12 protein-coding genes are annotated in these 18705 nt (G+C 39.6%); 2 read left to right on the forward strand and 10 right to left on the reverse strand.

Going from position 1 to position 18705, the window contains the following annotated elements; all coding sequences use genetic code 11:
- Window positions 1-75: 75 nt before the first annotated feature.
- From HC176_RS09105 to HC176_RS09120, 4 genes are all read right to left on the reverse strand, one after another.
- Window positions 76-633 carry an ABC transporter substrate-binding protein gene (locus tag HC176_RS09105; RefSeq protein ID WP_425338197.1) on the reverse strand — a complete coding sequence of 186 codons (558 nt, stop codon included), beginning with the start codon at window positions 631-633 and terminating at the stop codon, window positions 76-78.
- 91 nt (window positions 634-724) lie between these two features.
- A complete protein-coding gene (gene pyrF, locus HC176_RS09110) occupies window positions 725-1537 on the reverse strand; it encodes an orotidine-5'-phosphate decarboxylase (RefSeq protein WP_167917889.1) in 813 nt (270 codons plus the stop codon).
- 140 nt (window positions 1538-1677) lie between these two features.
- A complete protein-coding gene (gene prfA / locus HC176_RS09115) occupies window positions 1678-2754 on the reverse strand; it encodes a peptide chain release factor 1 (RefSeq protein ID WP_167917890.1) in 1077 nt (358 codons plus the stop codon).
- A 166-nt stretch (window positions 2755-2920) separates the two neighbouring features.
- Window positions 2921-5476, reverse strand: a complete 2556-nt coding sequence (locus HC176_RS09120) for an adenosylcobalamin-dependent ribonucleoside-diphosphate reductase (RefSeq protein ID WP_167917891.1) — start codon at window positions 5474-5476, stop codon at window positions 2921-2923.
- 364 nt (window positions 5477-5840) lie between these two features.
- Between HC176_RS09120 and HC176_RS09125 the strand changes: the two genes are divergently transcribed.
- Complete coding sequence (locus HC176_RS09125) at window positions 5841-7070, forward strand: hypothetical protein (RefSeq protein WP_167917892.1); 1230 nt, start codon at window positions 5841-5843, stop codon at window positions 7068-7070.
- Between the two features lie 63 nt (window positions 7071-7133).
- On the opposite strand, the gene HC176_RS09130 is transcribed toward HC176_RS09125, so the two are convergent.
- The 5 genes from HC176_RS09130 to HC176_RS09150 all read right to left on the reverse strand — a co-directional run bounded on the left by HC176_RS09130 (window position 7134) and on the right by HC176_RS09150 (window position 14843).
- Window positions 7134-7973 (reverse strand): DUF4249 family protein, encoded by an 840-nt coding sequence (locus tag HC176_RS09130; protein WP_167917893.1) that lies wholly within the window; start codon window positions 7971-7973, stop codon window positions 7134-7136.
- 12 nt (window positions 7974-7985) lie between these two features.
- Window positions 7986-10271, reverse strand: coding sequence for a TonB-dependent receptor (locus HC176_RS09135; RefSeq protein ID WP_167917894.1), 2286 nt, complete (start codon window positions 10269-10271; stop codon window positions 7986-7988).
- Between the two features lie 99 nt (window positions 10272-10370).
- Window positions 10371-11333: a DUF3078 domain-containing protein gene (locus HC176_RS09140; protein WP_167917895.1), complete on the reverse strand. Its 963-nt coding sequence runs from the start codon at window positions 11331-11333 to the stop codon at window positions 10371-10373.
- 72 nt (window positions 11334-11405) lie between these two features.
- Window positions 11406-12584: an AIR synthase related protein gene (locus HC176_RS09145; protein ID WP_167918007.1), complete on the reverse strand. Its 1179-nt coding sequence runs from the start codon at window positions 12582-12584 to the stop codon at window positions 11406-11408.
- Between the two features lie 72 nt (window positions 12585-12656).
- Window positions 12657-14843 (reverse strand): glutamine synthetase III family protein, encoded by a 2187-nt coding sequence (locus HC176_RS09150; protein WP_167917896.1) that lies wholly within the window; start codon window positions 14841-14843, stop codon window positions 12657-12659.
- Window positions 14844-15124: 281 nt separating this feature from the next.
- Here HC176_RS09150 and HC176_RS09155 point away from each other — a divergent pair, with 281 nt between their 5' ends.
- A complete protein-coding gene (locus HC176_RS09155) occupies window positions 15125-16147 on the forward strand; it encodes a glutamine synthetase beta-grasp domain-containing protein (protein WP_167917897.1) in 1023 nt (340 codons plus the stop codon).
- A gap of 79 nt (window positions 16148-16226) precedes the next feature.
- Here the strand turns inward: HC176_RS09155 and HC176_RS09160 are convergent, their stop codons facing one another.
- Complete coding sequence (locus HC176_RS09160) at window positions 16227-18623, reverse strand: sodium-translocating pyrophosphatase (protein WP_167917898.1); 2397 nt, start codon at window positions 18621-18623, stop codon at window positions 16227-16229.
- Window positions 18624-18705 lie beyond the last annotated feature (82 nt).

Below are 18705 nucleotides of genomic sequence, written 5' to 3' on the forward strand. Positions count from 1 at the left end.
AATCCCTGGGCAATAAATCACCCAGGGAATATAAACCTCGATTCGGGGAAGAATTCTTCCCCGAATCGAATGATATTAATGAAAATTTATTGAATTTAGCTGTGTCTTAAATTGGGTAAGGCTACACGGGTACCGAGCTAAGTGACCGTAAATATTTTCAAACTTATTGAGTTTCAGTAAGTGGTTTATAAAAGTATTATTCGCGGCTACCATCCACGGGTTTTTCCAAATAAAGTAAGCTACTTTTTTAAGGGGATGGGTTTCAATGAAACGGTTGAATTCATCCAATTTTTTCCGAATAGCCAGAGTAAGTTCTTCGGCTTTCGTCTGCCTATCAAACAATGCACCGTATTGTTTTATCAATTCGACACTGTCATCAACGGTAAAAATATCGGAAACATGAACCGGACAAATGGCTTCGCAAGCCTCAACAATGGCTTTGGTATTTTCCTCTTTATTGCAAAGAATGATATCGGGCTGTAATTCACGGATTTTATCCAAATGAATTTGCTTAGTACCGCCAACAATAGTCGATTGACCTTTTATATGCCCAGGATGCACACAAAATTTAGTGACCCCAACCACTTGATGCTCCAAACCTAAATCGCATAACAACTCCGTTTGGCTGGGCACTAACGAAACGATTCGCTTGGGAAGCTTGTTAAAACGTAATACTCGCCCAATTTGATCGTTAACCGTTACCAATGCTTTTTTCTGTTAAAAGTTAGCCTAATTCAACGGCCATTTCCTTTTGAAGTGCTTCCGCTTTGCTTGCCGCAGCTGCCGCAAAATCTTCGCCACTGGAAGCATAAATGATACCTCGTGAAGAGTTAATCAACAGCCCAACATTCTCGCTCATCCCATATTTACAAACATCCTGTAAATTTCCGCCTTGAGCACCCACACCGGGTACCAATAAAAAACTATCGGGAATAATATTTCTGATCTCGGCCAAATACTCTGCTTTGGTCGCCCCGACCACGTACATTAAATTTTCGGCATTTTCCCAAGTTTTAGAGGTATCCAAAACTTGTTTGTACAATTCTTTTCCCTCAACGGTTTTTGTTTGAAAATCGAACGCCCCAGCATTAGACGTCAGTGCCAAAAGGATAGTATGTTTATTTTTAAAAGCTAAAAATGGCTCCACCGAATCTTTACCCATGTAAGGCGCTACGGTTACCGAATCGAATGCTAAATCTTCAAAAAAAGCTTGAGCATACATGGTGCTTGTATTGCCAATATCTCCGCGTTTGGCATCTGCAATCGTAAAAATTTCAGGATATTTTTCGTTGAGATATTTTATGGTTTTTTCGAGCGCTTTCCAACCTTTTAATCCGTAAGCTTCATAAAATGCCGTGTTGGGCTTGTAAGCTACACACAAATGGTGCGTCGCATCAATAATGGCTTTATTGAATGCAAAAATAGGATCTTCCTCTTTTAAAAGGTGCTGCGGAATTTTATTTAAATCGACATCCAGCCCAATGCAGAGAAAGGATTTTTTTTTACGGATTTGGTTGATAAGTTCGGTTGTGGTCATGCCTCCTTAATCCTCCGAAGGAGGAAACTATTATGTGATTACTCTAACTTCTATATTGAATATGTAAGCAATCACTGTTTATAAATTAATTACTTTACCCGCAATAGTGTCTTTCCCTTCGGGAAAGAGTCAGATTGGGCCTATATCGTATCGTCACTTGCCTTTAACTTTTCGGTGTTTTCGGCCAATTGCAACTCGTCTATTATTTTTTGGATATCGCCATTTACAATATTCGATAAATCGTAAAGGGTCAAGCCGATTCTGTGGTCGGTTACACGGCCTTGCGGATAGTTGTACGTTCTAATTTTAGCACTTCTATCTCCACTGCTTACCATGCTACCACGCTTGGCGGCATCTTCCTCCTGCTTTTTGGCCAACTCTAAATCATACAAACGCGAACGCAGTACCTTAAAAGCTTTTTCTTTATTTTTATGTTGCGATTTTTGATCTTGACACTGTGCCACCAATCCTGTTGGAATGTGCGTTAAACGCACCGCAGAATATGTAGTGTTTACCGACTGTCCGCCTGGCCCCGAAGAACAGAAATAATCGATACGGACATCTTTTGGATTGATTTCCACGTCAAACTCCTCAGCTTCCGGAAATACCATTACCGTGGCGGCACTGGTATGTACACGGCCTTGGGTTTCGGTTTGTGGTACACGTTGTACACGGTGCACACCCGCTTCGAATTTTAATGTGCCATAAACGTCTTCGCCCGACACTTCAAACTGAATTTCCTTAAATCCACCATTGGTGCCCTCGCTAAAATCGACCGTATCTACGCGCCAACCTTTACTTTCACAGTATTTGGTATACATTCGAAACAAATCGCCAGCAAAAATACTGGCTTCGTCACCTCCGGTACCTGCACGCAGTTCAACCACCGCATTTTTAGCATCTTCAGGGTCTTTGGGTATTAAAAGTACTTTTATCTCTTCTTCTAATTTTGGGATGCCTTCTTTCGCTTCTTCATACTGCATTTTGGCCATTTCTATCATTTCTGCATCATTACCGTCTGAAATAATTTCTTCAGCCTCAGCCAAATTGTTGGTCAGTTCTATATATTGTTCGCGTTTATCCATCAACACCCGCAAGTCTTTATACTCCCTGTTCAACTCGATATAGCGCTTTTGGTCTGAAATGATATCCGGCTGAATAATCAAATCGCTAACCTCATCAAAACGCTGTTTTATTATTTGTAATTTCTCTAACATCTGCCTTTTTTATTGGGAATCAAAAATACGATAATTTATGAATTTACCATGCAGGAATTATTTGCTGAAAATTGACAAATTCCTATCTAAATTTGAACTACAAAAAAAGGAAGCTAAATAGCCTCCTTATTTGTTATATAAGATATCCTTCTCCAAGGGAATACATTTACCCACATTTTGAAGACCCGCAATCCTTACAGGTTAAACAGCCTTCTTGATAAATTAAGTTTTCAGATTTACAGTTGTCGCAGTGCTGCCCTTTGGCTTGGGTACCATCTTCCACATAACGTTTTAAAGCCCTGCCCACACCGTTTTTCCAAGTGTTTATGGACTCGCTGTCGAGCTGCAAACTGTTAATTAAATCAACAATTTTATCGATAGGCATACCATGGCGGAGCGTACTCGAAATCAGTTTGGCATAGTTCCAATATTCGGGGTTGAACTTATGCGACAGCCCTTCAATGGTGGTTTTGTAACCTCTTTTATTTTTATATTGAAAATCGTAACGCTTCGTGCCGTCTTCATTTCTGTTTTTGATAATCAATCCGTTATTGGCCCAACGCGGAATTAAAATACCATCCTCATCATCGGCTAAACCAGTAAAAATTTCATAAGGCTTACCGTCAATTAAACCGATAAATGCAATCCATTTTTCCTTATTATTCTGAAAACGCACTACGTCGGCTTCCAAAATTTGTGGACGCTTAGTCGGAAAAGTGGTTAAAGTTTCTTCTGCAGGCGCTTCCTTTTTTTCTTCGTTAGAAATCAACACCCCCGAGCGCGACCCATCGCGGTACACCGTTACACCTTTACAACCTACTTCCCAAGCTTTTAAATACAATTCACCCACCAATTCTTCGGAAACATCACTTGGCAAATTGATGGTCACACTAATGGAATGGTCCACCCATTTTTGAATGGCGCCCTGCATGCTAACCTTACTTAACCAGTCTACATCGTTGGAAGTTGCTTTATAATACGGTGATTTTTTAATCAACCCATCGAGTTCATCTTGCGAATAATTTTTTGAAGTATCAATATTATTCACTTCCATCCATTGTTTAAAACGATGGTGAAACACTACATATTCTTCCCAAGAATCGCCCACTTCATCAACAAAATCTACCCGAACATCTTTATCGTTAGGGTTTACTTTTCGCCTTCTTTTGTACACTGGCATAAAAACCGGCTCAATACCAGATGTGGTCTGTGTCATTAAACTCGTGGTTCCGGTAGGCGCAATGGTCAATAAAGCAATGTTACGTCGACCGTATTCCAGCATTTCGTAGTACAATTGGCTGTCGGCCTCCTTCAAACGGTTGATAAACGGATTATTCTTTTCGCGTTCGGCATCAAAAACACCAAAAGCACCACGCTCTTTGGCCAAATGTACCGACGCCCTATAGGCCGCAATAGCCAAGGTTTTATGCACTTCTAACGAAAAGGCGTTTCCTTCCTCACTTCCGTACCTAATCCCCAGAGCAGCCAACATATCGCCCTCGCCAGTAATGCCTACTCCTGTTCTTCGGCCTTCTTTGGCTTTCTTTTGAATATTCACCCAAAGGTTACGCTCAATCGACTTCACCTCATCCATTTCTGGGTCGGCATCTATCTTCTCTAATATTTTATCGATTTTTTCCAGTTCCAAATCAATAATATCGTCCATGATACGCTGAGCGGCAGCCACATGCTTTTTGAACAATTCGAAATTAAATTTAGCATGTGCCGTAAACGGATTTTCAACATACGAAAACAAGTTGATAGCCAATAGCCTACAAGAATCGTAAGGACATAACGGAATCTCGCCACACGGATTTGTCGATACCGTTTTATACCCTAAATCGGCATAACAATCTGGCACAGACTCGTTAATAATGGTATCCCAAAACAAGATGCCTGGCTCGGCCGATTTCCATGCGTTATGCACTATTTTTTTCCAAAGTGAAGTCGCCTCGATGGTTTTCGACACCTTTGGGCTGTCACTAAAAATGGGGTATTTTTGAATATAATCTCCACCGTTTTTAACGGCTTCCATAAAATCGTTGTCAATGCGAACCGAAACATTCGCTCCGGTTACTTTTCCTTGCTCCAACTTGGCGTTGATAAAATCTTCGGAATCGGGGTGGTTAATGGATACCGAAAGCATCAACGCACCACGGCGCCCGTCTTGTGCGACTTCTCGGGTGGAATTGGAATAACGCTCCATAAAAGGCACTATGCCCGTTGACGTTAATGCCGAGTTTTTTACAGCCGAACCTTTGGGGCGAATGTGCGACAGATCGTGCCCTACCCCACCACGGCGTTTCATTAACTGCACTTGTTCTTGGTCAATTTTCATGATGCCCCCATAAGAATCAGATTCACCGGAATTACCGATAACGAAACAGTTTGAAAGCGATGCAATTTGGTACGGGTTGCCAATACCAGCCATGGGACTGCCTTGTGGCACGATGTATTTAAAATCCTTAATTAAATTGAAAATCTCATCTTCTGAAAACGGCTTGGCATACTTGACCTCTATTCGGGCAATTTCTTTAGCTATGCGCCGGTGCATGTCGTTGGGGGTAAGCTCATAAAGATTTCCATCGGAATCTTTCAAGGCGTATTTATTCAACCAAACACGCGCTGCTAAATCGTCATTTTTAAAATATTCCAGAGAAGCATTGAAGGCTTCATCTTGGGTGTAGGTTTTAAGTGAAGTGTTGGCAAGTTCTGCTTTCATTGACAAACTGTATTTTTAGGTTAATTAACACGATAAATTAATCATAAAGATACAATTTAAAACATGACAAAAATCATAAAGCTTTCAATTAAAAAACACAAAATACTGTAAATGAAAAAGTTGAATGTTATCAACAATCAAAATGTTAACAAATTTTAGAAACACACTATAACTTACAATAGCCCTAAACCTTAAATGAACAAATAGATATTTTTAATAATTCATCGGAATCACACAAAAAAGCATCTTTCTATAATCTATTCATTTTGTGCGACATACGAATTTAACTACTCAAAATACAACTTTACTTACTCATTTTGTCCAAAACACGTATATTTACTCCATTAATATTTAATTACAAATTATGAAAAAAACCTATGCATTAGTTTTATGCTCAGCCCTATTTCTTAACTTTTCCTGCAGCAAAGACAACAAAACAGACGATGAAATCAACGGATCTTTAAGCGTTGAAGAAGGCAAAACACAGCTAGAAGACAACAGTATTGCCTTATTGAACAAGGTAGAAGATTTCAAAAACGACGATGCCTTAAACGATATTGTTGAACTGGCAGAATACCTAAGTTCACCAAACGCCTCTAAACCTGGAGGATTCAAAAAAACATCATTAAATACCATCTCCAACCTATCAGGAGCCAAAGCATCTAAAAATGGGCTTTCGGTTCTAAACGCAAAACAGGCTGTAGCACTTGTAGCAGACACGCCTTTAGCAGACGATTTTGAAGCCGAAAAGGGCGTTTACCAATGGAACAGCGAAACTGAAGATTTCGATAAAACTGGAGAAAGCGACGACATTGTTTACAATATTTCATACAACGGGAATACAGCCGTATTCAGTTTTACTGATTTTAGTACTACCGTTGCTGGAAGTGGAGACAACGAAACCGAAGCACCTACGCTAGCAAAAGCGAACCTAAAAATCAACAACAACACCGTTTTCACACAAGAATTTACAGCCTTGTTCAACAACGGCAAATTAATGCCTGTTAGCATTAACAACACCACAACTATTGGTGCGTTTATTTTTAACACCTCGTTCAATAACACCAATAATACGTCAATCGAGCAAGCTTTTGATGTGAAAATCGACAACGAAAGCATCTTAGGTTACAACTACACAGTTAACGGAAACTTTAATGATGAAGAAAACATTGAAGACAAAAACGCTGAAGATGTTGTTGACAACGCCTCACTTTCATTGATATTTTTAAACGCAAAATTAATGGTGACCGCTAATGATACAGGACTTGATTCTGACCAAGACCTGACCATAGACGAACAAATTGACCTATTGAACAACAACACCTCTGCAGTATTAAGCGTAAACAATAAATCTGTAGCTTCTTTGGAATTTTACAAAGATCAAGACACCTATACACATTTCGTGTACAACCAAAGCACACAGCAATATGAAGAAACCGAGGTAACCGAGGATATTGTTAATGCGAGATTTTTGTTTGGAGATGAAACCAGTAGCGATTTTGAAACCTACTTTGATGGTTCTTTTACTTCAACCGAAAACAAATTCGAATCTGTATTTGATGCATACGAAGCGCTTTTTGCAGATGTTGAATAAAAAAAGAAAAATAAAGCCTATATTCCTAAAAGCCAACTTGATGTCAAGTTGGCTTTTTGCTTGTTACTCCACCTTAAATTTAAAGGATACCGTATTCTCGCCAGACCAATACCCAAAAGCTCCATTACTGATATTAGTTGACACTCGATCTGTAAAAGATGTGCCTTCCAAAACACTAGTTTCATCACCTTTTACAGACTTCCAAAAATCGAACTGCTCTTTGGTAATTGCTATAATTTTAAGCTCAATTACCTCTCCTAAAGTCATTTGGTTTACCTTTTTACCTTCATCACCAAGCTTAATGTAAGATACTATAACAGGAAATGTTTCAGTAGAAATGTTCTCTGTATTAACGATGAAGGGCTTGGCATACTCAAAGTTCTCTTCTACCTCTTTTTTTATTAAAATTTTAAAATATCTATTCTTTCCCTCCTGCGGATTAGCTATGGTCAATTTTATGCTTCGCGAGTTTGGGTCTTTCACTCCGTCTTCAGTCCATTCAATAAACTCCATGCCAGGCACATTCGCTTTTTCGGGAACCGTAGTTTGCGATAAAAACTCCTTACCCCTTATCTTAACCGTTAAAGAGTAGTTTCTCCCTAATTCACCCTTAATAAGATTACTTCTGTAATACAAAAACGGAAACCTAGAATCGTCCCGCTTCAGTGTCAACACCTCTGAGACTTCTCCATCAGAAAGCACCACTTTTGCTTTAGATTCGATAGACCTTGCCACCTCTAACGAATCAATAACGCCTTTAAACGCCAAACCGTTAGTTAAATTTATCTCGGCAAATTTACCCTCTTGTATCTGCCCTTCAACGGTAAGTCTATCGGGTTTTAACGTATGGGGCTCTACAACCGTACACCCCATCAGCAAAAACACAAAAAAGATTCTGTTCATAAACACATCACTTTAAAAAGAAAACAACCAATTAACCGTTGGCAAAAAAGGAAAAAGATAATCTCTGTTTTCTTTAATTTCAATATACGAATCGTCTACATTTCCTTCTGTTGAAAATGAAGTCTGAAACAAGTTTTTGTTGTTATAGGCATTGTACAGGGTTAAGTTCAATTTTGAGTTCCATCGCCCTTTCGGTTTAAACGAATAAGTACACGACAGATCCAAACGGTGGTAATTAGGAAACCTCGAAGCATTTTTAGCTTCAAAATTTATTATTGGCCTTTCGTTTACAATCCTAATATCCTGTGGTCTTGTATAATTTTGCCCACTTGTAAAAATAAACAATGCCCCCAGCTCTATCCTATCGCTTAAGGCATAGTGCGCTATAGCACTAATATTTACAGGTCTATCGAACGTCGCTGAAAAATAATTGCCTTGATTTATTTTATCAAATTTCGCAATGGTTTTAGACAATGTGACCGAAGCCTGTGCCGTTAATTTATTTATCTTTTTGTTTAAACTGGCTTCAAAACCATAAGAATTAAAATGCCCTGTTAAAATATCGTCATAAAGATTGTTTGAAAGCAGGTTATTCAAAGAGCCATTTTCAAATTCCGTGTAATTGGAAACCCGTTTAAAATACAATGCCCCATTTAACTGCAAACTGTTTTTTTCGTAAGAGTGCCCCAAACTAAACTGGTTTACAAATTGCGGTTTTACGGCTTCTGTACTCACCACAAAAAAATCTGCTGGTAAACTAAATGCACCAACCGATGCCTGGTGTACAAACTGTGCTAACCTATGGTAACTAACCTTAAGCGCTTGGTTGTTTAACAAACTATACTTAAAGCTAACCCTAGGTTCGAAACTAAAGAACTCCTCCTTCCCTACCAGCGCATTTTCTTTTGTTATATAAGAGGTTAGTCTCAAGCCCATTTTAGCCTCTAATTTACCGCGAACGGCAAACTCTACATCTCCAAATACACTTGCTTCATCATAATTGTAAGTTTCTTGGTTTAAAATTTCAAAAGGAGAGCCTTGAATATTGGCTGCTACTTTTTTTGGAAGCACTTCATTTTTATTATACTCTGCGCCTATTTTTAGAACATAATTTTCCTTATCCCATAAAAAATGATGTTTTACACCAAAAACATTAAAAGAACTATGTGCATTATAGTTATACGGAAAATCATTATCTGAAAAAGATATTTTATAGTTACTGAGCGACATTGTTGTCTGAGAGCTAAGACCGTCCCCAACCCAGTACTTAAAAGTGGTTCCCAACAACAAATTACCCCAACTAAGCCTTCTGTTACGACCTTTTGTTAGATCTTTAAAGTCATCTGAAGTCAAATATAAAGTAGTTTGGAGAGTACTCTTTTCCGAAAGTTCTGAATCATGCTTGGCCAAAAAGTCGTATAAAAAATAATTCTTTTTCTTTCCCAAAATCGAATTCTCATCGTTAAAAAAAGGTTTAAAAATCTCAAGGTAGCTTCTTCTTCCCGAAAGCAATAAACTATTTTTTTTGTTAAGCTTTATATTTCCCGTTAATTTCGCAGACAACAAACCTATACTTCCCTGAAAATGCGTTGTATCGGGCTGCTTTAAAGTTTTTAAATCGGTCACTGAAGACAAGCGCCCTCCGTATGCTGCATCAAAACCTGCTTTGGAAAACTCCAAGGAATTTACAAAATCTGAATTTACAGCTGAAAAAAGCCCTCCCAAATGAGCGGTGTTGTGCAAGTATATATTATCCAACAAGGTTAAATTCATACTGGCATTGCCCCCTCTAACCAAAATCCCCGACTGGCCCTCGGAAGCCTGCTGCACCCCTGGAGTATATTGTATTAATTTGATTACGTCTTTTTCACCCAATACAAAAGGCAACTTTTCTATATCGTTTTGCGACAAATAAATTTGATCCGGCACTACCCTTTTTAATTGGCTACTCGAAAAACTCCTCAGCAAGACCTCCTTTAAAGCACTGACTTCCTGAAATAAGTAAACATCGCTTTTTAAATCTCCAGCACGAACCTGCTGTGTTGTATAGCCTATTTTAGACAAGACGAGCACATCATGGTCAGCAACGCCATCTAGCGTGAAGAAACCATCTTGATTGGAATAAGTTCCCTTATCGGTATTTTGTATTCGTACGGAAACATCTTCAACCACATCATTTTTATCAAAATCAAGTATTCGCGAAGTTATTGATTTCTGTGCCCTTGCAACATTTCCAAAAAAAAGAAGGATAAATATTGTGCAAAATATTTTAGCGGTATCCACCTGCGGAACTATCATTGATTGGGACTGATTTTGCATGCGAAAATAAACACAATTAAATCTCTCCCAAACAAATTCTTTGATTATTTACTTTTCTTAAAAGAAATCAGAAACAAGTTAAAAATCTACAGCAAAACCAACCCCTAAAAACTGTTTCCACTGCACTTTGGCACCGGCCTCATCAAACTCACCTTCTTCGGTTTGCGATGGTACTTGCGTTTTTATATCGTCGTCGTATCTAAGATGAGAACCGAAAGTAGCCCTAACAAATTGGTTCACTTTAAAATCGAAATCCAATCGCCAATCGATATCCACATTTCCGAAGTTATTAACATAATCGGAATACAAACTCATTTGGTTTTTTAAAACAATATTTTCCACCACTTCCATTTCGTAGCTATTGGTAAGCAAAATACCAACCTCTTTTCTAACGCGCTCTCCCGGAACAATCACATTGCCGTTAACATCCAGAACGGCAGGCGTAACCCCAAATGCACCTGAATTTGCCAAATCTCCATCCAAAACAAAAGTGGCCTTTAAGGTTAACGGCGAAAAATATAACGATACTTTATCCAAATCTTTTCCATACTCCATTCCTCCACCAAAAAACAGGTAACCTGGAGCCATTAATCTAGAAATGGGCTCATCTTTGTTGGGGTATTTGTATCCATTGGCCAACTGGGTTCTAAAATTCAATCGTGCTGAATAAAACCAGTGCGATCCAGTATTTGGGTTATAACCAAGATTGGAATTAAGCTCAAACAAATCATCGGTTTTTCTCAATTCTTGAGATTCCTGTTTATTGATTCCATAGCGCACAACTACGTTATTTCTCCAAGAAAAAAACAGATCGGAATAATTGGCTGAAGACTCCAAACCTAAAAGTCCGGAAATGGAATTGGTACCCCCAGAATTCCAATTAACAAAAGCTACCTCGCTTAAATCGACCGTAGCTTTATTTTTCTGAACCCATTGTGGGCCAGTGTATTTTTCTTCGACTTTTTTAATGAATAGGGAATCGGGTTGCGCACAGACAGAATGAAAAACGAAGCACAGCAATGCTAAAAACGTATATTTCATAATTTGTTGGTTTATTTTAAAAATTTACATTCTAATCAACAACCATTCCATTTTAGCTAAAATTTGGAATAATTAATAATTAAACTCACCAAACTCCGATTTTATTGTGAGTTTTTTTTCTTTTGAAGCATCCACCCTGCCAATAATTTTTGCACTTACATTAAAGGATTTTGATATTTCAATAATCTCATCGGCAATTTCCGGAGCAACATACAGTTCCATTCTATGTCCGCAATTAAACACTTGGTACATTTCCTTCCAATCGGTTTTTGATTGCTCTTGGATTAATTTGAACAACGGAGGAATTGGAAACATATTATCTTTTACGATATGGAACTGATCTACAAAATGAAGAATCTTGGTTTGTGCTCCACCAGAACAGTGCACCATGCCATGAACGGTATCACAATTAAATTTTGAAAGAATTTTTTTGATGATGGGCGCATAAGTACGTGTTGGTGACAGCACCAATTTTCCAGCATCAATCGGGGAATCTTCAACCGCATCGGTCAATTTCACATTTCCAGAATACACCAAATCTTCAGGCACAGCGGCATCAAAACTTTCTGGATATTTCTCGGCCAAATATTTACTGAATACATCGTGGCGCGCAGAGGTCAACCCATTACTGCCCATACCGCCGTTGTATTCTTTTTCGTAGGTGGCTTGTCCAAAGCTTTCCAAACCAACAATAACGTCGCCAGCTTTTATGTTGGCATTGTCAATAACATCGCTACGTTTCATTCGGGCGGTAACGGTAGAATCGACAATAATAGTACGCACCAAATCGCCAACATCGGCTGTTTCGCCTCCTGTGGAATGGATTGTAACACCAAAACTTTTTAATTCTGAAATGAGCTCTTCGGTTCCGTTGATGATAGCGGAAATCACTTCACCGGGAATTAAATTTTTATTCCGCCCTATGGTTGAAGACAACATAATATTATCGGTAGCTCCCACACAAAGTAAATCGTCGATATTCATAATCAAGGCATCCTGGGCGATACCTTTCCAAACAGAGACATCGTCCGTTTCCCTCCAATACATATAGGCCAAAGATGATTTGGTTCCAGCACCGTCGGCATGCATAATCAAACAGTAATCGTCATCATTCGATAAATAATCCGGAACGATTTTACAGAATGCTTTAGGAAACAATCCTTTATCAATATTTTTAATTGCACTGTGAACATCTTCTTTTGATGCCGATACGCCGCGTTGGGCGTAACGTTTTGATACCTCTTGACCCATAATGTTGAATTGTGGTGCAAAGGTAGTTTTTTGAATGAAAAAATCCTGCATTTTTAAAGCAGGATTTTTTAACTATCTGGTAAATAACAGTTCTCTGTATTTAGTGAGCGGCCAAAGCTCATCGTCCACCAAAAGTTCCAATTTATCGCAATGGTAACGAATCTTTTCGAACAAGGCTTTCACCTGATTACAGTACGCCATGGCTCTTTCTTCAATATTTTCAATGGCGTTTGCTTCACGACGTTCGTCAATCATTTTGGTAACATTGGCATTAATACCTTCAATATGATTTGAAATTTCCTCGATTAACTTTATCTGTTCCTTTGAAACCGAAGTAAAGTTTTCATCGAATATTTCTTTTAAGCCCTTTACGTTCTCTATCAATACATTCTGATACTTCACTGCGGTAGGCACAATATGGTTTCGAGCAATATCGCCCAACACCCTACTTTCAATTTGAACGTGTTTGATGTACGATTCAATCTCGATTTCATATCGCGCTTCGGTTTCTATTTTACTCATTACGCCCATTTCTTCAAATAAGGCGATGGTTTGCTTCGATACTTTTGCCTTTAAAGCCTCTGGAGTGGTTTTGTTGTTGCTGAGCCCTCGTTTTTTCGCTTCATCTTCCCATTCTTTTCCGTAACCATTGCCTTCGAACAAAATGGCTTTTGTCGATTTAATATACTCACGCAACACGTTAAAAACGGCCTCGTCCTTTTTCAGTCCCTTTTTATCGATCAGAACATCTACTTCTTCCTTAAAATCCTTCAACTGTTTGGCCACGATGGTGTTTAAAACCGTCATGGGGTCTCCACAATTTGCTGATGAACCTACTGCCCTAAACTCAAATTTATTACCCGTGAATGCAAATGGCGAGGTTCGGTTGCGATCGGTATTATCCAACAACACATCCGGGATTTTCCCCACTACATTCAGCTTAAGTTCTGTTTTTTCCTTTGGGGACAATTTACCCTTGGTAACCCCCTCCAACTCTTCCAAAACTTTGGTTAATTGATCACCAATAAATACCGAAATGATTGCCGGAGGCGCTTCGTTCGCTCCCAATCGATGATCATTACTGGCTGATGCCACTGCCGCGCGCAACAAAGCTTCATGTTGGTGTACCGCCTTAATGGTGTTGATAAAAAAGGTTAAAAACTGAAGGTTGCTCATTGGGGTTTTTCCTGGTGCCAATAAATTGATTCCCGTATCGGTAGTCAAGGACCAGTTATTGTGTTTCCCTGAGCCGTTAATTCCCGCAAAGGGCTTTTCGTGCAACAATACTTTGAAATTATGCCGAGACGCAACTCGCCCCATAATATCCATCAACAACGAATTATGATCGACGGCCAAATTGGCTTCTTCATAAATGGGCGCCAATTCGAATTGGTTTGGTGCAACCTCATTATGCCTTGTTTTGGCCGGAATGCCCAATAACATACATTCATTTTCCAAATCGCGCATAAAATTGAGTGCCCTACTCGGAATAGATCCAAAATAATGGTCGTCCAGCTGCTGCCCTTTTGCCGACGAATGCCCTAAAAGCGTTCGGCCTGTTAAATTAATATCGGGGCGACTGGTAGCCAACATTTTATCGACCAAAAAATATTCCTGCTCCCACCCCAAAGAGGAGGTCACTTTTTTCACGTTTTTATCGAAATACTTGCACACATCGTTAGCAGCGGCATCAACGGCATGTAACGCCCTTAAAAGCGGTGTTTTATAATCTAAAGCCTCGCCCGTATAAGCCACGAAAATGGTGGGGATACAAAGTGTAGTACCATAAATAAATGCCGGTGATGTAGGATCCCATGCCGTGTACCCCCTGGCCTCGAACGTGTTTCGAATACCTCCACTCGGGAAACTTGAGGCATCCGGCTCCTGCTGTACCAACTGCCCGCCACCAAACATTTCAATGGCCATACCATCGCCAGATGTTTCAAAAAAGGCATCGTGCTTCTCGGCCGTGGCCCCTGTTAAAGGTTGGAACCAGTGTGTATAATGGGTAACCCCTTTAGAAAGAGCCCAATCTTTCATAGACGATGCTACTTGATCGGCAATACCACGGTCTATTTTCTTCCCAAAATATATGGCATCGGTTACCTTTTCAAACGCATCTTTGGTTAAATATTGGCGCATTGTCTGCTCGTTAAATACGTTATTTCCGAACAGTTGCGACCTGCGCTCTTTCTCATCAACCACCAGTGGTTTATAGGCGTAGGTTTCTTTTATGGCATGAAATCTTAATGTAGACATTCCTGAGATTATTCTATTAAAAGTTTTGAAAATGAATTATTAAGCAAAAATAAAACAGCCGAGTGAATTAAACCACAAACAGCAAATTTTTATGTTAACAATTTTTCAGTAAAGCCTGAAAATAATCATCTTTTTTTAAAATAATCCTTAAAAAAATAGGGTATAAATAAAAATAACTTGTACTATTGTTAAAAGACCCCCTCAAAATTCATAGTGCATTCGATAAACCATATATTTGTTACTCGAAAATTATTATTTCATCTAAAAAATAAATATTTATTATGGCAAAAATTAAGCTTGAATACATTTGGTTAGACGGATATTTCCCTACCCAAAATATGAGAAGTAAAACCAAAGTTGAGGACCACGAAGATTTCAAAGGAACTCTTGAAGAAATAGGAAACTGGTCTTTCGACGGTTCTTCTACAAGACAAGCTGTTGGTGGGTCTTCAGATTGTATCTTAAAACCTGTTGCTATCTATCCTGATCCAGAGCGCATCAACGGATACCTTGTAATGACTGAGGTTTTAAATCCTGACGGAACACCACACGTTTCTAACGGAAGAGCTACAATTGATGATGAAGATGATGATTTCTGGTTTGGATTTGAGCAAGAGTACTTTATTATGGATACTAAAACCGAATTGCCTTTAGGTTTCCCTAGAGGAGGGTACCCTGCTCCACAAGGTATGTACTACTGTTCAGTAGGTGGTTTAAACACTCACGGACGTGATTTGGTTGAAGAGCACGCCGATTTATGTATTCAAGCAGGCTTGAACTTTGAAGGTATTAACCAAGAGGTTGCTTGCGGACAATGGGAGTTCCAATTGTTTGCCAAAGGTGCTAGACAAGCTGGTGACGAAATTTGGATTGCACGTTACTTACTAGACCGTTTAACTGAAAAGTACGGTTACTATATTGAGTACCACCCTAAGCCTCTAGGTAGAGATTTAGATTGGAACGGTTCTGGTATGCACGCTAACTTCTCTAACACTTTGTTGAGAACTTGTGGAAGCAAAGAAGTTTACGAAAAAGTTTGTGAAGCTTTCCGTCCAGTTGTAAAAGAACACATTGAAGTTTACGGTGAGTTTAACGACCAACGTTTAACTGGTGACCACGAAACACAATCTATCGATCAATTCTCTTATGGAGTATCTGACCGTGGTGCATCAATCCGTATTCCAATTGCAACGGTTGAAAGAGGTTACAAAGGATGGTTGGAAGACAGACGTCCAGCTTCAAACGGTGACCCATACAAAATCGCTGCTAGAATTATTAAAACGGTTAAATCTGCAGACGTTTAATATATAAACGACAAAGTTTTGTTCATAAAAAAAGGCTATCACAACAAAAAGTGATAGCCTTTTTTAATGCACTATAAACTTATCTATTCAATATGCTTTTCAATTTTTTCTTGATTACTTTCTTAGTTTGATCAACATCATTTGATTCGAGTGCCTCAATTTTAGCTTTCACCTCTTCTTCATTGCCTTCAAAGGTTTCGTACTCAACAGATGCTTCTCCATTTTTGGTTGTGATTGTTGTAACTACCGCCTTAACCGTGCCGTCTTCATTCTTATCAATACTAACTTTTACGTCTTTTATCACTTCAATTTTATCAATTTGCGTATTTTCTGAAGCATATGCGGTTAAAGTGCTATCCTCCACCAAACTTGGTGCGATTACCAACGCCACAACAGACATCAATTTCAAAAGAATATTTAGAGACGGTCCAGAAGTATCCTTAAATGGATCACCAACAGTATCGCCCACAACAGCTGCCTTATGCGCTTCCGTTCCTTTTCTACCCTGTTCTTCAATGGTTTTCTTGGCATTATCCCAAGCACCACCAGCGTTAGATTGAAAAATCGCCATCAACACGCCACAAGTAGTCACTCCTGCTAATAAACCGCCCAGCATTTCAGCGCCTCCAATAAAACCAACCGCCACAGGAACGGCAATAGCCAATAACCCTGGCAATACCATTTCCTTGATAGATGCTTTGGTAGATATAGCCACACATTTATCGTATTCGGCCACTCCATCGGCAGCATCAAAAACCTTTCTATCAGCTTCAGAAGCTTTGCTCATATCGGAATCATACTTACGCATTACCACCAGAGCTGCTTTTAACTGTGGGATATCTCTAAATTGACGACGCACCTCTTCAATCATGGCCATAGCTGCACGCCCAACCGCATTCATTGATAATGCCGAAAACACAAACGGTAACATACCACCTACCAACAAACCTGCCATGATATCGGGCTGAGACACATCTATAGTCTGCACTCCTGCCGTTTCCATAAAGGCAGCAAATAAGGCCAGAGCCGTTAACGCTGCCGAAGCAATAGCAAACCCTTTTCCAATGGCCGCAGTCGTATTTCCAACGGCATCCAATTTATCGGTACGCTCGCGAACTTCACTTGGCAACTCGGCCATTTCGGCAATACCTCCAGCGTTATCAGAAATCGGCCCGTAGGCATCAACAGCCAATTGAATACCAGTATTCGCCAACATCCCTACCGCTGCAATCGCAATTCCATAAAGCCCAGCAAAGTGATGCGACACCAAAATAGCCGCAGCGATTAAAATAATAGGGATCATAGTCGACATCATTCCCGTACCTAAGCCCGCAATGATATTGGTTGCCGATCCTGTTTCAGACTGTTTTACTATGGAGTTTACTGGTTTCGTTCCGGTTCCTGTGTAATACTCAGTTACTTTTCCAACTAACAGACCCGCTACCAAACCAGCGATAGTTGCCCAAAACACGCCCATAGCACCGTACTCAACACCTTTAAATGTATAGGTTTCCGGCAGAAAAGCATTTATTATAAAATAGGATGCCACCACCATTAATCCAGCAGAACCAAACTCTCCAATATTTAGAGCTTTGTGTGGCGAACCACCATCTTTAACTTTCACAAAAAAGGTTCCTATAATAGACATGATGATGCCAATAGCCGCCAATACCAATGGCAAATAAACCGCTCCCAGTCCGTTAAACCCATCAGTAGCAATCAATGCGCCTAAAACCATAGTCCCTATAATAGAACCGACATAAGACTCAAATAAATCGGCGCCCATACCGGCCACATCACCTACGTTATCTCCCACGTTATCGGCTATGGTTGCAGGATTTAAAGGGTGATCCTCTGGTATTCCTGCTTCAACTTTCCCTACTAAATCGGCCCCCACATCGGCAGCTTTGGTATAAATACCGCCACCAACACGGGCAAACAATGCGATAGACGAAGCCCCCAGTGAAAAACCGGAAAGCACATTAAGCACTTCGCTAATGCCCCAGCCCATTTCGCTATAAATCATAAAGAGACCGCTTAAACCCAGTACGCCCAAGCCTACTACGCCCAGCCCCATTACGGCCCCACCTGCAAAAGCAACTTCCAAAGCTTTTCCTAAAGAATTTCTGGCGGCACTGGTCGTTCTCACATTAGCCTTAGTAGCTACTTTCATGCCTATAAATCCAGCCAAGGCAGAACAAATCGCACCAACCACAAAAGACACAGCTACCATACCATTCGACCCCGCTTCCGAACTTCCTTTAAAGAACAACATAACGGCCACAGCAATAACAAAAATCGACAATATTTTATACTCTGCCTTTAAGAAAGACATAGCGCCATCGGCAATGTTTTTGGCTATTTTTTTCATTTTTTCGTCCCCCTGGTCTTGTTTAGAAACCCAAGAGCTTTTAATAAATACAAACGCTAGTGCCAATACACCAAACAGCGGTAAAAACTTTACTATTAATTCCATATTCGTTTTGTTGGTTTTAAATTATTTTTTTTTAATGGAGCTAAAAATAGAAAAATATAAGTGATAAAAAAAGCCATCTTAA

It is taken from the genome of Tamlana crocina, from assembly GCF_012037625.1.

Bases quoted from the DNA above. Each gene is read 5' to 3' on its own strand.
- pyrF (WP_167917889.1), bottom strand. From the start codon at position 1,537: ATGACCACAACCGAACTTATCAACCAAATCCGTAAAAAAAAATCCTTT.
- prfA (WP_167917890.1), bottom strand. From the start codon at position 2,754: ATGTTAGAGAAATTACAAATAATAAAACAGCGTTTTGATGAGGTTAGC.
- HC176_RS09120 (WP_167917891.1), bottom strand. From the start codon at position 5,476: ATGAAAGCAGAACTTGCCAACACTTCACTTAAAACCTACACCCAAGAT.
- HC176_RS09125 (WP_167917892.1), top strand. From the start codon at position 5,841: ATGAAAAAAACCTATGCATTAGTTTTATGCTCAGCCCTATTTCTTAAC.
- HC176_RS09130 (WP_167917893.1), bottom strand. From the start codon at position 7,973: ATGAACAGAATCTTTTTTGTGTTTTTGCTGATGGGGTGTACGGTTGTA.
- HC176_RS09135 (WP_167917894.1), bottom strand. From the start codon at position 10,271: ATGATAGTTCCGCAGGTGGATACCGCTAAAATATTTTGCACAATATTT.
- HC176_RS09140 (WP_167917895.1), bottom strand. From the start codon at position 11,333: ATGAAATATACGTTTTTAGCATTGCTGTGCTTCGTTTTTCATTCTGTC.
- HC176_RS09145 (WP_167918007.1), bottom strand. From the start codon at position 12,584: ATGGGTCAAGAGGTATCAAAACGTTACGCCCAACGCGGCGTATCGGCA.
- HC176_RS09150 (WP_167917896.1), bottom strand. From the start codon at position 14,843: ATGTCTACATTAAGATTTCATGCCATAAAAGAAACCTACGCCTATAAA.
- HC176_RS09155 (WP_167917897.1), top strand. From the start codon at position 15,125: ATGGCAAAAATTAAGCTTGAATACATTTGGTTAGACGGATATTTCCCT.
- HC176_RS09160 (WP_167917898.1), bottom strand. From the start codon at position 18,623: ATGGAATTAATAGTAAAGTTTTTACCGCTGTTTGGTGTATTGGCACTA.